Annotated in this window: 12 protein-coding genes and 1 other annotated feature; of the genes, 10 read left to right on the forward strand and 2 right to left on the reverse strand. The window is 40.1% G+C overall.

The features are described 5' to 3' along the window. Window positions 1–520: 520 nt before the first annotated feature. Window positions 521–787, forward strand: coding sequence for a DksA/TraR family C4-type zinc finger protein (locus CWC17_RS12600; protein ID WP_138540503.1), 267 nt, complete (start codon window positions 521–523; stop codon window positions 785–787). A gap of 118 nt (window positions 788–905) precedes the next feature. Here CWC17_RS12600 and CWC17_RS12605 read toward each other — a convergent pair. Continuing rightward, window positions 906–2,125 (reverse strand): IS3 family transposase gene (locus tag CWC17_RS12605; protein WP_502704915.1). Its coding sequence is split into 2 segments (ribosomal slippage): window positions 906–1,831 and window positions 1,831–2,125, totalling 1,221 coding nucleotides; the frame shifts between segments, so codons are not numbered across the junction. Further along, window positions 1,731–1,847 (reverse strand) — a sequence feature (AL1L pseudoknot). (Overlaps the previous gene by 117 nt.) A 152-nt stretch (window positions 2,126–2,277) precedes the next feature. Beyond that, window positions 2,278–2,667 carry a lactoylglutathione lyase gene (gloA, locus tag CWC17_RS12610; RefSeq protein WP_138613191.1) on the reverse strand — a complete coding sequence of 130 codons (390 nt, stop codon included), beginning with the start codon at window positions 2,665–2,667 and terminating at the stop codon, window positions 2,278–2,280. A gap of 1,091 nt (window positions 2,668–3,758) precedes the next feature. Here gloA and CWC17_RS12615 point away from each other — a divergent pair. The 9 genes from CWC17_RS12615 to CWC17_RS12655 all read left to right on the forward strand — a co-directional run bounded on the left by CWC17_RS12615 (window position 3,759) and on the right by CWC17_RS12655 (window position 14,652). Next, window positions 3,759–4,637, forward strand: a complete 879-nt coding sequence (locus CWC17_RS12615) for an NAD(P)-dependent oxidoreductase (protein WP_055016654.1) — start codon at window positions 3,759–3,761, stop codon at window positions 4,635–4,637. A 146-nt stretch (window positions 4,638–4,783) separates the two neighbouring features. Beyond that, on the forward strand, window positions 4,784–7,042 hold the full coding sequence (locus tag CWC17_RS12620; RefSeq protein WP_138613193.1) for a chondroitinase-B domain-containing protein: 2,259 nt from the start codon (window positions 4,784–4,786) through the stop codon (window positions 7,040–7,042). Between the two features lie 2 nt (window positions 7,043–7,044). Beyond that, complete coding sequence (locus tag CWC17_RS12625) at window positions 7,045–9,264, forward strand: heparinase II/III domain-containing protein (RefSeq protein WP_138613194.1); 2,220 nt, start codon at window positions 7,045–7,047, stop codon at window positions 9,262–9,264. 5 nt (window positions 9,265–9,269) lie between these two features. Continuing rightward, on the forward strand, window positions 9,270–9,614 hold the full coding sequence (locus CWC17_RS12630) for a cupin domain-containing protein (protein ID WP_055016656.1): 345 nt from the start codon (window positions 9,270–9,272) through the stop codon (window positions 9,612–9,614). 3 nt (window positions 9,615–9,617) lie between these two features. Next, complete coding sequence (locus CWC17_RS12635) at window positions 9,618–10,925, forward strand: MFS transporter (protein WP_138613196.1); 1,308 nt, start codon at window positions 9,618–9,620, stop codon at window positions 10,923–10,925. A gap of 57 nt (window positions 10,926–10,982) precedes the next feature. After that, entirely contained in the window at window positions 10,983–11,915 is a 933-nt protein-coding gene (locus CWC17_RS12640) for a sugar kinase (RefSeq protein WP_138613198.1), read from the forward strand. 64 nt (window positions 11,916–11,979) lie between these two features. Continuing rightward, window positions 11,980–12,597 carry a bifunctional 4-hydroxy-2-oxoglutarate aldolase/2-dehydro-3-deoxy-phosphogluconate aldolase gene (gene eda / locus CWC17_RS12645; protein WP_138613200.1) on the forward strand — a complete coding sequence of 206 codons (618 nt, stop codon included), beginning with the start codon at window positions 11,980–11,982 and terminating at the stop codon, window positions 12,595–12,597. A 13-nt stretch (window positions 12,598–12,610) separates the two neighbouring features. Next, window positions 12,611–13,693 (forward strand): class II fructose-bisphosphate aldolase, encoded by a 1,083-nt coding sequence (gene fbaA, locus CWC17_RS12650; RefSeq protein WP_138613202.1) that lies wholly within the window; start codon window positions 12,611–12,613, stop codon window positions 13,691–13,693. Beyond that, window positions 13,690–14,652: a class 1 fructose-bisphosphatase gene (locus tag CWC17_RS12655; protein ID WP_138613204.1), complete on the forward strand. Its 963-nt coding sequence runs from the start codon at window positions 13,690–13,692 to the stop codon at window positions 14,650–14,652. Before fbaA ends, CWC17_RS12655 begins: the two co-directional genes overlap by 4 nt. The last annotated feature ends 45 nt before the right edge of the window (window positions 14,653–14,697 follow it).

Here is a 14,697-nt window from a genome sequence, read left to right on the forward strand (position 1 = left end):
ATCCCCTTGGGGACGCCACTTTCTATAAAGTATGGTATGAAGCAGTGTGACACCGCACTCTCTATGCAGGACGCTATCATAAAGTACTAATCTTTTTGGGACGCCACTTACTATTTTAGTAGTGTATAAATCTATTACTTCCTTAGCTCTATCCAGTGCATTAATTTCTATCGTTTATCCTCAAAACTTTAGTTTTACACTTTTAAACTTCTTAATATCTAAAAACCTATCTATTTAATTAATAATCACCTACGTATAATTGCTTTGGTTTCAAGACAGATCCGCAATAATAATTATTCATTTACAGTGATAAATCTTTTGCTAGCTGCGTTAAAAATACATACCTATAACTACATGTGTAGATAAAATGGGTAGCACAACTAAATTACTAATTACTCTAAACTATATTTATTCACTCTTTAAATAGCGTACGCAATAAAGCCAGTACAAAATATTCAGCATTTATAAAGCGCTGTGCTGCTAGCCTTTTAGTTTAATTTCTCATTACTTGGAGTTAATTATGGCAAGTGGTTGGGCGCGAGATGGCGCAATTCAAGATCAAATCGATGCAAGTGTTAATGACGCAGTGCAATATGCAAGGCAAAATTTAATCTCTGGCGCGAGTGCTGAATTCTGTGATGAGTGTGATTGTGAAATACCACAGGCACGCAGGTTAGCACTGCCAGGTGTTAGGCATTGTGTGGCATGTCAAAGTGAGCTTGAGGCTAAAGGTAAGGCCGTAGCAGGTGTAAACCGCCGCGCAAGTAAAGATAGTCAACTAAGGTAAAGGTGCAAATAGGCACCTTTTGATAAATTTTATTACCTAGATCGCGAGGTTTGTAACCGAGTGAGCTCGATAATCGCCCTGAATCGCCCCGAGTTCATCGGAGACCAGTTTATTTAAGTCAGGCCACTTTACCTGACTCGTTTAAATTATCAAAGTAGTCTGTTTCATGCTGAGCTGGTGAAATATATCCAATTGAAGATAATAAACGTTGATTATTAAACCAATTAACCCACTCTAACGTTGCATATTCAACAGCATCAACATTCTTCCACGGGCCATTTCTGCGTATAACCTCTGTTTTAAATAAGCCATTTATTGTTTCAGCCAATGCATTGTCATAAGAGTCACCTACACTCCCTACAGACGCTTGAATTCCTGCTTCAGCAAGTCGCTCAGTGTACCTTATAGACAAATATTGACTGCCTCTGTCGCTGTGGTGAATTAACCCCTCGGGGTTGCCACGATGCCAAATAGCCTGCTCTAATGCGTCAAGAATAAGCTCTGTATGCATTGTCGTTGATACACGCCAACCTACAATGTATCGTGAAAAAACATCTATCACTAAAGCGACGTAAACAAAGCCACTCCATGTGGCAACATAGGTGATATCAGCGACCCAAAGCTGATTTGGCTGCTCAGCAGTAAATTGACGATTAACTAAATCCAGTGGCTTATCTTGTTGCTCGTCAGGTATCGTTGTTTTATGTGCTTTACCGCGACGAACACCTTGAATTCCCATAATTCGCATCAATCGCTCGACTGTACAGCGGGCGACTCGATGGTCGTCAAGCTGTAGCTGCTTCCATACTTTTCTTGCACCATAAACTGACATATTATCCTCCCACACTTCGCGAATGAGTATCATCAATTCAGCATCACGCTTTTTGCGGTTAGACAGTCGCTCAGGCTCTCTTTGTATCTGTTTATGAGAATAATACGTTGATGGTGCAATCGGCAATTCCTTGCAAATTGACTCGACACCGTAATGCTCTCGACAAGCATCAATAAAATCCACGATTACTTCTGTTTGCGGTCGAGCTCCGCTTGGGCGAAAAAAGCGGCAGCTTGCCTCAGGATATCATTCGTTCGCTTGAGCTCTTTATTCTGCCGCTCTAAGGCGGCAAGTCGTTCTTCAGTTGATTGCGTGTTAGAAGATGGTTTAGACGGTTGAGCTTGAGATTTCTTTACCCATGCTCTAAGTGTTTCTGGAGTACATCCAAGTTTATCTGAAATCGATACTAGCGCAGCCCAAAGAGATGGGTATTCATGCTGTTGTGTGGTAACAAGCCTAATTGCACGTTCACGAAATTCTGATGTATAGCGATTTGATTTTTTCATAGTTCCAGTTTCTCAAGTTATTGAGTCTCTGGCAAACACGGGGCGATACACCCTGCGTTATTTTAATGACTTATATCCATGTAAGAATAAGCAAAAATAGAGCAAAGCTTCCGCATTTTGATCGCACCCCTTACCAACACCCATTAATGGGATTAGTTTCTCTTTTTTTGAATAAGCTCAATTGAATAACCATCAGGGTCTTTCACAAAAGCAATTTCTGTTGTACCGCCTTTGACTGGTCCGGGCTCTCGGCTGACGTTTCCACCTGCGGCCTTAATGTCATCACATGCTTTGTATATATCGTCAAATTCAATAGCTATATGGCCATAAGCATTACCCAAATCGTAGTTATTTTGATCCCAGTTATAAGTAAGCTCTAAAACAGTATTATTATCCTCTTCTCCATACCCTACAAAAGCCAATGTATAACGATACTCTTCATTATCAGAGCGGCGTAATTCTTTCATTCCAAAAATCTGTGTATAAAAAGAAAGTGACTTTTCTAAGTCGGCTACACGCAACATCGTGTGTAATAAACGCATTTAGGTTACCTCTGTGAGTTTAAAGTTAAATAGGTGGGGAAGCATAGCGCCAGATGGAGATAATTCATAGCTATATCAAGGCACCTGAGCTAGCTGTATACCTGACCTCTTATTTTATACCAATCCCGTAATAATACTTAATCATTTTTAGGGCCTAAAATTAATCAAGTTGGTATTAAACACCCTCGTTTAGAACAATTAAATGTCGCACTATGCCTAGCTACCAACACGTTTATCTATCCTCGAAATAGCTCACTTAATTAAGCGGATAAGCATTATCTCTTTTTTAATAATAATTTTGTTTCAATAAGTTATTTGAGTATTCATTGCGTTACATGTACTTGCAATAGGTCAGACTTTTGCCGCGTAAGTTTGCCTTGTTTTCACTGAGAGCCTTTAGCTTATGACATTAATTTAAATATCAATGCGATTTAATATGTAAATAAACCTTTGGACTTTAATTAAGGTAAATGTGGATACACGAGGCATTTGCACCCTTACATAGGCAGAAAATTAGAATACTAAATTCGTATTATTACCATCAATAGGTAAGTGCACTGTGTATGTATGGTTACGGTATTTATGTGTGTGGGCAAAGGTGTAGGAACTTATTGGTCAACCTATTTTTTATAAACCCCTAACCAATGAAGGTAAAAGTATGTTTAATTAATTTTATTTACGAATAGTTATTAACCCTATGATTACTGGTTTCTTTTTGTTTTACATGGATTGAATTGTAAATTACCTTGGTTTACAAAGTTAACTTATTGGTTGACAATAATGATGTATGGTAATACAGTTTTTGCATACCAATTGGTAAGCTGTTTGGTTTTAGCTTCTCCATGGTATTAAAAATAATAAAAGTAATGCTAAGCGTAGCCTAATAAATACGTAACCGGTCAGCAATTTATAGCGTGTAATTAACCTTTTATTACTCGCTAAAATAGGAACAACGAGGCTGGTTATTTATTCAAAAGAGCATGCTCAGGGTTACTTTACACATTGAACTAAACGACACAGCGTACCTATTTATGGGGTAAATCATTACTCGTACTCATAAAAGCACGCGCCATCATATTTAGGAGTTATTCATGTCTAAACCAGTAATCGGTTTTATCGGCCTTGGCTTAATGGGCGGCAATATGGCCGAAAACTTACAGAACAAAGGCTATGAGCTTATTGTTATGGATTTAAACAAAGATGCGGTTGCTGCATGCGTTAGCAGAGGCGCGAAAACAGCAAGCACTGCAAAAGAGCTTGCACAAGGTGCAGACATAATTATGTTTTGTTTAACAACATCTGCAGTTGTTGAAAAAATTGTGTACGCAGAAGATGGTATTTTAGCGGGTATTAAAGAAGGCGCGGTATTAATTGATTTTGGTACATCAATTCCTTCGTCGACTAAAAAAATTGGTGCTGATCTAGCTGCTAAAGGCGCAGGCATGATTGACGCTCCACTAGGGCGTACTCCAGCCCATGCTAAAGACGGCCTATTAAATATTATGGCAGCGGGCGATATTGAAACGTTTAATAAAGTTAAGCCTGTACTTGAAGATCAGGGCGAAAACGTATTTCACCTAGGTGAGCTTGGCGCAGGTCATACGACTAAATTAATCAATAACTTTATGGGTATGACCACGGTATGTGCTATGTCTCAAGCGTTTGCTGTAGCAGACAAAGCGGGTGTAGATCGCCAGCAACTATTTGACATTATGTCGACAGGGCCTTCTAGCTCTCCATTTATGCAATTTTGTAAAAACTACGCGGTAGACAATGTAAGCGACCTTGGTTTTTCAATTGCCAATGCAAACAAAGATTTAGGCTACTTCCTACAAATGGTTTCAGACCTTGGGACTGAATCAAAAATTGCCGAAGGGTCATCTGCTAATTTACAAGCGGCATTTGATGCAGGTATGGGCCAAGGCAACGTGCCAGAAATTTTTGATTACTTTAAAACTCTAGAAAAATAATACCAACAACATTGGGTGCTTTAACGTAGTTAAAGCACCAAAACACACACAACATCAATTGGCTAGATTTAATCTGCTTTGTGCAATGATTGCAGTATTACTATTGATAAGGCATTACTTCCGGTCACACTGAAAAAGAGTTATCTATGCGTTTAATTAATATAATAAAGCTTAGCCTAGTTCTTATTGGGTGCACATCCACACAATTGGCAGCCAAAGATTATTTTGTAGACACTGAACAAGCTTTTCAAGAAATCTCTGACAAACTCGTTGCCGGCGATAAAGTAACTCTCAAAGACGGTACGTGGTCTGATTTTGAAATTTTATTACAAGGCCAAGGCACCAAAAACGCCCCTATAAAGCTTACAGCACAAACTAAGGGTAAGGTTATTCTATCAGGGCAATCTAATTTAAGACTGGCGGGTTCATACTTAGAAGTGTCTGGGCTGGTATTTAAAAATGGTTATACGCCTAGCTCAGCCGTAATTGAGTTTCGTAAAAATAAAGATGAACTTGCTACCCACTCGCGTGTAACTGAGGTAGTTATCGATAACTACAATAACCCAGATAAGCGTGAATCTGACTATTGGGTGGCGCTATATGGTAAACACAATCGTTTTGATCACAGCCACTTAGTAGGTAAGCGTAACAAAGGTGTTACAGTTGCTGTTAGGCTTAATAGTGAGCAAAGCCAACAAAACCATCATCAAATTGATTATAACTTCTTTGGCTATCGCCCAACTTTTGGGTCAAATGGCGGTGAAACACTGCGCATTGGGACTAGCCACTATTCTTTAAGTGATTCATTCACCCTAGTTGAAAACAACTACTTTGAACGTACAAACGGCGAAGTAGAAATAATCTCTGTTAAATCAGGTAAAAACCACATTCGTAATAATGTGTTTTTTGAATCTCGCGGCACATTAACGCTGCGCCATGGTAATGGCAATGTTATTGAAGAAAATATCTTTTTAGGCAATGGCGTGGAGCACACTGGTGGCATTCGCATAATAAACAAAAATCAAACTGTAAAAAATAATTACTTAGAGGGCTTAACAGGCTATCGCTTTGGGAGTGGTTTTACGGTTATGAACGGTGTGCCTAACTCACCTATAAATCGTTACCACCAGGTAGAAAACGCGACAATTGAAAACAATACCTATGTAAATGTACGTCATATACAACTTGGTGCGGGTAGCGATAGCGAGCGCAGCGCAGCGCCAATTAATAGCGTAATGAAAAATAATCTTATTATTAATCAAAGCGGCGAGCAGCCTTTTACAACCTTTGATGATGTAAGCGGTATTAAATTTAGCAAAAATGTAGCCAACACCCAGGTATTAAAAGAGTTAAATTACGGTGTTAAGCAGCAAGATGTAACACTCACTAGAGCTAGTAATGGTTTACTTTATCCTAAATCAAACAAAATAAGTGCAGGTGCTAAACGCGGTTTAAAGGTGCTAAAAAAGGCCGACACCGGCGTTAGTTGGTACCCAAAAGCAGAACAGGTTGTGGCATTTGATACGGGCAAAACTCACCAGGTTAAAGCAACTGCAGATGCATTACTAAACGCAATTAATACTGCACAAACGGGGGATGTATTAGAGCTATCTGATGGTCAATACGATGTATCTAAACTCGTTAAAATAACTAAAGTGCTTACACTTAAAGCTAAACATGCTGGTAAAGCTAAGTTGACTTACCAACGTTCAACGTTATTCGAAATTCATGATGGCGGTAGTTTAAAGCTCGATGGTTTAGTTATCTCAGGTGAAAATGCCCCCGATGCCATTAATAATAGTGTGGTACGCACTAAAAAGTGGGGCATGATTGATAACTACCGCTTTGAAATACACAACTCACAACTAACTAATCTTGATATTAATCATTCATTTCACTTTTTTGTAACGGGCAAAGGTGCGATGGCAGATGAAATCACGTTAGTAAATAACACCTTTAAAAATGTAACTGGCGATATATTACGCCTCAATACCGAAATAGAAGATTTAGGTATTTATAACGCTGAGTATGTAACCCTTAAAAATAACACTTTTGATAAGGTGGCCGGTGCTGTTGTTAAGTTATACCGAGGGGGGAGCGATGAGAGCACCTTTGGTCCGCATTTATTAATGACTAATAACACCCTAACTAAAGTAGGTTTAGGTAAGCGAAACAAGGCGAATGCAAGTGTGTATGCACACGGTGTTCAAGTTACAAACATTACAAATAACAAATTTAGAAAATCTGCACAGGTTAAAATTGAGCACACGGTAGGTGAGCCAATAACAGCCATTACAGATAACACCTTTGATGCAACAAAAGCACCAAGCGTAAAAGAACTTCGTGTAGAGGGCCCTCACACGGCAACCATTAAAAATAATAACGTTTTAAATAAGGTGAACTAACAATGATTAATTTAACGCAAAGTAAGTCATTATTTAAAACGGTGGGCGTGGCTGTAAGTGCCTTAGTTTTATCGTTAAACGCCTACGCAGTGCATCCTAATTTGGTAATAACCAACGATGATGTACAGCAAATGCGTCAAGCAATTAGCAGTAATGAGCAGGGCAAATTTGCTAACGCATTTGAAGCGCTCAAAGCACAGGTAGACGAACAAATTAAAGGCCCTATTTCGGTACCTGTGCCTAAAGATGGTGGGGGAGGCTATACCCACGAGCAACATAAAAAAAATTATCAACTTATGTATAACGCGGGTGTTATTTATCAGCTAAGCCAAGATGAAAAATACGCACATTACGTACGTGATATGTTGCTTGCTTATGCCAAATTATACCCAACGCTTGATGTACATCCTAAGCGCAAAGTTAAGTCGCAAAACCCAGGTAAGCTATTTTGGCAAAGCCTTAACGAAGCTATGTGGCTTGTTTACACCATCCAAGCATATGATTTAGTTCACGACGCACTAAGCGATACGAATATCAAAACCATTGAAAATGACTTATTGCGCCCAGTCGCGTTATTTTTATCACAAGGCCAGCCATCAACCTTCAATAAAGTGCATAACCATGGCACCTGGGCTACAGCAGGTGTAGGCATGGCAGGGTATGTGTTAGATGAATCTGAGTGGGTCGAAAAATCTCTTTACGATTTAAATAAATCAGGTAAAGGGGGGTTTATTAAGCAGCTCGACATGCTGTTTTCACCACAAGGTTATTACAACGAAGGACCTTATTATCAACGCTTTGCATTACTTCCGTTCGTAACCTTTGCAAAAGCAATTGAAAACAATGAACCGCAACGGGATATTTTTGAATATCGTGACGGCATATTGCTCAAAGCAATTGATACCACTATTCAGCTAAGCTACAACGGTCTATTTTTTCCAATAAACGATGCCATAAAAAGTAAAGGTATTGATACGATTGAGTTAGTTCAAGGTGTAACGGCTGCGTATAGCCTGACTAACGATACGGGTTATCTAGATATTGCACAGTATCAAGATCAAGTGGTTCTAACAGGTGATGGTTTAAAAGTTGCTCAAGCGTTGGATAAAAATAAGCAGACGCCTTATGTGTTTAAATCAGTAGCGTTTGGCGATGGTAACGATGGCAAGCAAGGTGCATTGGTAGTAATGCGTACGCAAACTGGTGGCGACCAAGCACTTTTATTTAAACCTGCTGCACAAGGCTTAGGGCATGGCCATTTTGATAAATTAACTTGGCAATTTTACGACCATGGTAATGAAATTGTATCTGATTATGGCGCTGCACGTTTTTTAAATGTTGAAGCTAAATACGGCGGTCGTTACTTACCAGAGAACGAGACTTACGCAAAACACTCTGTGGCACACAATACGGTTGTGATTGATGAAACCTCGCATTTTAACGCTAATGTTAAAGTAGGTAATAACAATCACCCTAAGCTTAATTTCTTTGAGACAAACCAATACGGAACAGTCTCGAGTGGGCAAATAAGCACTGCTTATAAAGGCGTTGAGCTTGAACGCACCTTGGCATTAATTAATCTGCCTGAACTTGAAAGCACGCTTGCAATCGACATTTTTAATGTTAATGCAGATGCCTCCCATAAAATTGATTTACCGCTGCATTATAAAGGTCAATTAATTGATACCAGCTTTGAGTTACTTGCTAACACCAAAAGCTTAGCTGCGCTGGGTGATAAAAATGGTTACCAACACTTATGGCTTAAAGCAAAGGCACAGCCTGAAAAAGGTTTAGCAAAGGTAACATGGTTAAATGACAATGGCCGTTTTTATACTCAAACAAGCCTAGTGAAAGGGGATGAGTCTTTCTTATTTACGCAAATAGGCGCTAACGATCCGCATTTTAATCTTCGTAATGAAAATGGCTACATTCGCCGAGTAGAAGATAAAAAGCAGCATAAATTTATTTCTGTACTCGAGCCTCATGGTGAATACAACCCAAGTAAAGAATATACCTTAGAAGCGATTAGCCGTGTATCGTCACTTAAGTATGACGTACAAGCAGATTTGGACCTAGTTGAAGTTAAAGTAAAAAATAACACCTACTTGGTTGCTATTAATAAAGCTGAGAAAGCAGCTAAACACACATTCACATATCAAAATAAAGCATTCACCTTAAATGGCCGTCTTGGCGTTTATGCGATGAAAAATAATCAGGAGTAAACAGGATGCAAAAGCAAAGTCCACACTTTTCATTTGGTAACGAAACCGAGATTGAAGATTTAGGTAATGGTTTAAAACGCCAAATGCTTGGCTATAACGAAGAGCTAATGGCTGTAAAAATTTGGTTCTCCGAGGGGGCGATTGGTTATAACCATGCGCACAGACATTCGCAAGTAACGTATGTTGTTGAGGGTGAATTTCACTTTAATATTGATGGCGTCACTAAAATCTTAAAAGCAGGCGATAGCTGTTTTATTCCTCCTTTTGCTGATCACGGTGCAACATGCCCAACTGGCGGTATTTTGATTGATACCTTTAGCCCAGCTCGCGAAGACTTTCTTGAGGAATAACCTATGAAAATTAAAGGCTTACGCTGGTGGGTCATTGTGTTGATTGCACTGGCTACCATTATTAATTACATCGACCGTCAAGCGCTTAGCGTTTTATGGCCAGACATTGTGGAAGAGATGTTCCCTGATGAATCTGCTTTAGAGCGTAAACAAATTTACGCAAATATTTCTATTGTTTTCGTGTTTGCTTATGCATTTGGCCAAGCTATTTTTGGCAAAATTTTTGACTGGGTGGGGACACGTTTTGGTTTTGTACTTTCAATAGGTGTGTGGTCTTTAGCCACGATTGCCCATGCATTTGCACAAGGTGTGCTTAGTTTAAGTATTTTCCGCGCAATTCTAGGTGTAGCTGAAGCGGGTAACTGGCCAGGCGCTGCTAAAGGGAACGCAGAATGGTTTCCCACTAAAGAGCGTGCTTTAGCGCAAGGTATATTTAATTCTGGTGCAGCTATTGGTGGCATTATTGCTATTCCGCTTATTGCATATTTAACTGTGTATTTTAGCTGGCAAATGGTGTTTATTTTTGTTGGTGCGTTAGGCTTTTTATGGTTAGTACCGTGGATTATTTTAGTAAAAGCGCCACCAAGCTCTCACCCTTGGATAAGTGAAGAAGAGCGCGAATACATTCTTACCGGACAACGACGCGTTGATGATAACGGCGATGTAACAAACGATGACGAAGAAGAGTATAACCCCTCTACAGGTGAGTTACTTTCTCGTAAGCAAAGCTGGGGTGTAATTATAGCCTCTGCAGCTATTGATCCTATTTGGTGGTTGTTTGTATTTTGGATACCAATTTACCTAAACGAAGTGTACGGCATGGATGTTAAATCTATAGGTATTTATGGCTGGGTTCCGTATGTAGGCGCTATGTTTGGTGCTTGGTTTGGTGGCTTACTTGCCCAAAACCGCCTTAAAGCAGGTTGGAATACCGATAAAACACGTAAGCTGACCATCACATTAGGGTGTTTAATTATGTTGCCGGCGCTGCTTGCAATGGCAAACCCAGGCGAGCCGGTAATTGCGGTACTTATTATGGCTGTTATTTTATTTGGTTTTCAAACCGCTATTGGTAACGTGCAAACCTTACCAAGCGACTTACTTGGTAAAAAAGCGGTAGGAACGCTGTCGGGCTTTTCTGGTATGGCTGCTAAATTAGGTGCTGTAGGGCTTACGTCACTGGTTCCAATTTTAACCGCTGATGGTAATTATACACCGGCGTTTGTAATAGGGGCATCTTTAGCGATTATTGCAATGGCGGCTGTATGGATTTTAATTCCAAAAATTGAACCATTAAAAAAGCCTAACTAATTTGTTGGCAATGGCTGTTTTTTTACAGCCATTTACTACCTAAGATAAGTGATAATAATGAAAAATATTTACTTTATTGGCGAATGCATGATTGAGTTAAGAGCGACCGTTCCCTCTACATTGCACCAGTCATTTGCAGGTGATGTATATAATTCGGCAGTTTACTTAAAGCGTTGCTTTCCAAAGGTCACAACCTCAGTGATAACCGCTTTAGGGAAAGATAACTTAAGTAAAAAAATGCGTGAGCGTTTTGTAAGTGAACAATTAAATACAGATTATGTATTTGCTCACAACAGTAAAGTCCCTGGTATGTATTACATAGAAACGGACGAGCAAGGCGAACGCAGTTTTATTTATTGGCGCGATGATTCAGCAGCAAAAAAGGTGGTTGAATTTATTAGCCCTGAGCTAGTTAAACAGCTGTCATCGGGCGATATGTTTTTCTTTTCCGGGATTTCGTTAGCTGTAATAGAAGCACAAGCACGGCCGCAGTTTTGGGACATAGTTAAACAGCTTAAAACCGCAGGTGTGAAGATAGTATTTGATCCTAATTACCGCGCAAGACTATGGGATAACGTTGAGCAAACTAAAGCGCAGTATCATAGCGCGTTTAGCTTAGCCGATATTACCTTGCCAGGTGTTGAAGACTTAGAAACACTTTACGACGTCAAGAGCGTAGAGGCCGTTATTGATTATTTAGCACCGTATAACATCAATGAAATTGTAGTCAAAAACGGCCCTGACTCGGTTATTACAAAAGAGGCTGACACAGTACAAAGCCACAAAATTACACCGGTTAAAAACGTGATTGATACAACCTCCGCTGGTGATGCCTTTAATGGTGTGTATTTAGGCGCGCGTTTAGATGGGCTCCCTATTGATAAGGCTGTTGAACTTGCCGCGCAAGCCGCTGGCGCCGTTATTCAGCAACCCGGTGCCATTGCACCAAAAGATGTATTTCAACAAGCCATGGCTAAATCAGGCCTGTAACTGGCCAATGTACTCAATATATAACACTAAGTAGCACGATTATCTAAAATAAGGGAAACAACGCATGACTCGCTTTTCTGAACTAATGGCAGGGCAAACTCTGCTACCTATAATTCAAGCAGATACGCCAGAGCAAGGTGTTAACATCGCTAAAGCAATGGCAGAAGCAGGCCTAACATTGGTAGAGGTTGTTTTAAGAACAGATGCATCAATTGATGCGCTTAAGGCCATTAAAGAGCAAGTTCCTCAGTTAAAAGTGGGCGCAGGCACGGTTATTAACGAGACAATTTTAAAGCAAGCGCTAGAAGCAGGCTCAGATTTTATAGTCACACCTGCTGTATCGCCTACACTATTAAATGAACTGGTAAAGAGTAACGTACCTGTATTGCCTGGTGTATCAAATACAGGCGATATTTTAATGGCACTTGAGTATGGTTTTGAAGAGCAAAAACTTTTCCCTGCTTCTTTGGCTGGTGGCGCGCCGTTTGTGTCGGCCGTTTCATCTGTATTTCGTGCAGTGAGTTTTTGCCCTACCGGCGGTGTAAGTGAAAAAAATAAAATGGATTACTTGTCGTTAAATAATGTATTTGCAGTAGGTGGTACCTGGGTTGCGAAAAAAGAGTGGGTAGCACAGGGTAACTGGCAAGCGATCACAGACTCTTGTATCGAGGCTTTAAAATAGCAAGGAGCAAAAAATGAATTATTTAGCCCCAACGATTGCACCCGGTGTTGTTGTTGGCGATGAAGTAAGCGAAGTGTACAAACACGCACGAGCACATCAATATGCATTGCCAGCAGTAAATGTAGTGAGTACATCATCTATTAACGCGACTTTAGAAGCCGCAAGAGAAGTGAAGTCGCCGGTCATTATTCAGCTATCTAATGGGGGAGCACAGTTTTTTTGTGGTAAAGGTTTAGCTCTTGAGGGGCAACAGTCTGCTGTTGTAGGCGCAATAAGTGCTGCACAGTATGTGCATAATGTAGCTAAGCACTATGGTGTTGCTGTAATGTTACATACAGATCATGCTGCAAAAAAACTACTGCCCTGGATTGATGGTTTGCTAGATGAAGGTGAAAAATACTTTGCACAAACAGGCAAGCCCCTTTTCTCATCACACATGATCGATCTTTCAGAAGAGCCACTGGAAGAAAATATAGAGATTTGTGAGCGTTATTTAGCGCGTATGGCAAAAATAGGCATGACACTTGAAATAGAGCTCGGGTGTACCGGTGGAGAAGAAGATGGGGTTGATAACTCCCATCTCGACAGCTCGGCTTTGTACACTCAACCTGAAGATGTAGCTTATGCTTATGAGCGTCTGAGTAAAATAAGCCCTAATTTCATTATTGCAGCTTCGTTTGGTAATGTTCACGGTGTTTATAAACCGGGTAATGTAGTGTTAACCCCAAGCATATTGCGCGAGTCACAAGCCTATGTAGCTGAAAAATTTAATTTAGAGCATAACGCTATTAATTTTGTGTTTCACGGGGGGAGTGGTTCAGAACATTGCAAAATTGCAGAATCGCTAACCTACGGGGTGGTAAAAATGAATATTGATACCGACACACAATGGGCGAGTTGGAATGGGGTATTAAACTATTATCAAGAAAAGCAAGATTACTTACAGGGCCAAATAGGCAACCCTGATGGTGAAGATAAACCCAATAAAAAATACTATGACCCACGTGTGTGGTTACGCCAGTCGGAGCAGCATATGATGGCACGCCTGATTCAATGTTTTGACGACCTTAATTGTGTGAACAGGTATAGCGCATGAAAAGACTGAATAAAGTTTTAAAAGAAGATGGTGTTGAAACCGACCTAATCATGTTAATCCGTACTCTGTTAGCAACCACAAAAGAAATAGCGTTTAGAGTAAGCCAAGGTGAGCTTGCGGGTGTATTGGGCTCTACCCTTAACGAAAATATACAAGGTGAAGTTCAAAAAAAGCTAGATGTTATTGCTAATCAGCTTTTAAAAGACACTTTAATTGATGATGAATTGGTCAAAACAGTGGCATCTGAAGAAGAAGACAACGCAGTAGGTGCACACCCTGATGGTAAGTATATTGTGGCGTTTGATCCTCTCGACGGTTCATCAAATATTGATGTTAATGGACAAATAGGTACTATTTTTACTATTTACCCAGCAAAAGCAGATGTACCTTACGATAGTGATGAGCAATTTAATCAACCCGGTACTAATCAGGTTTGTGCGGGCTACGTGCTGTATGGGCCATCGTCGTTACTTGTGATGACAACAGGTGGACCAACCCGCTGTTATACGCATGATTTAACCCACGGCGGCTTTTTGCTTACTAAGCCAGAACTTAAGGTGTCGAGTAAAAGCCGTGAGTTCTCGGTTAATATGGCAAATTACAGATATTGGGATGAAGCAACACAAGTTTACTTTGATAAATTACTGTATACATCAGAAGAATTTGCTAAAAGCTCAATTCGCTATAATGCGGCTATGGTCGGTGATGTGCACCGCATATTATGCCGTGGTGGGGTATTTATGTATCCACAAGATACGCGTTCTGGTAATGAAAATGGTAAAATACGGTTACTTTACGAAGCCAACCCGTTGGCGATGTTAACTGAAAACGCAGGTGGTATAGCCACCTCTAAAGGCATGCGTATTTTAGATATTCACCCAGAGGATCTGCATCAGCGTGTGCCTGTTATTTTAGGCTCTAGTGAACCTGTGACTTATTTTAATTCTACGGTTTATTAAACCTGACTAAGGCCTCAGTACAAAAGGGCGGTTATTGTCCCCTAA

Origin of the sequence: Pseudoalteromonas sp. S3785, from assembly GCF_005887365.1 — a bacterium.
Classification (GTDB): Bacteria; Pseudomonadota; Gammaproteobacteria; order Enterobacterales; family Alteromonadaceae; genus Pseudoalteromonas.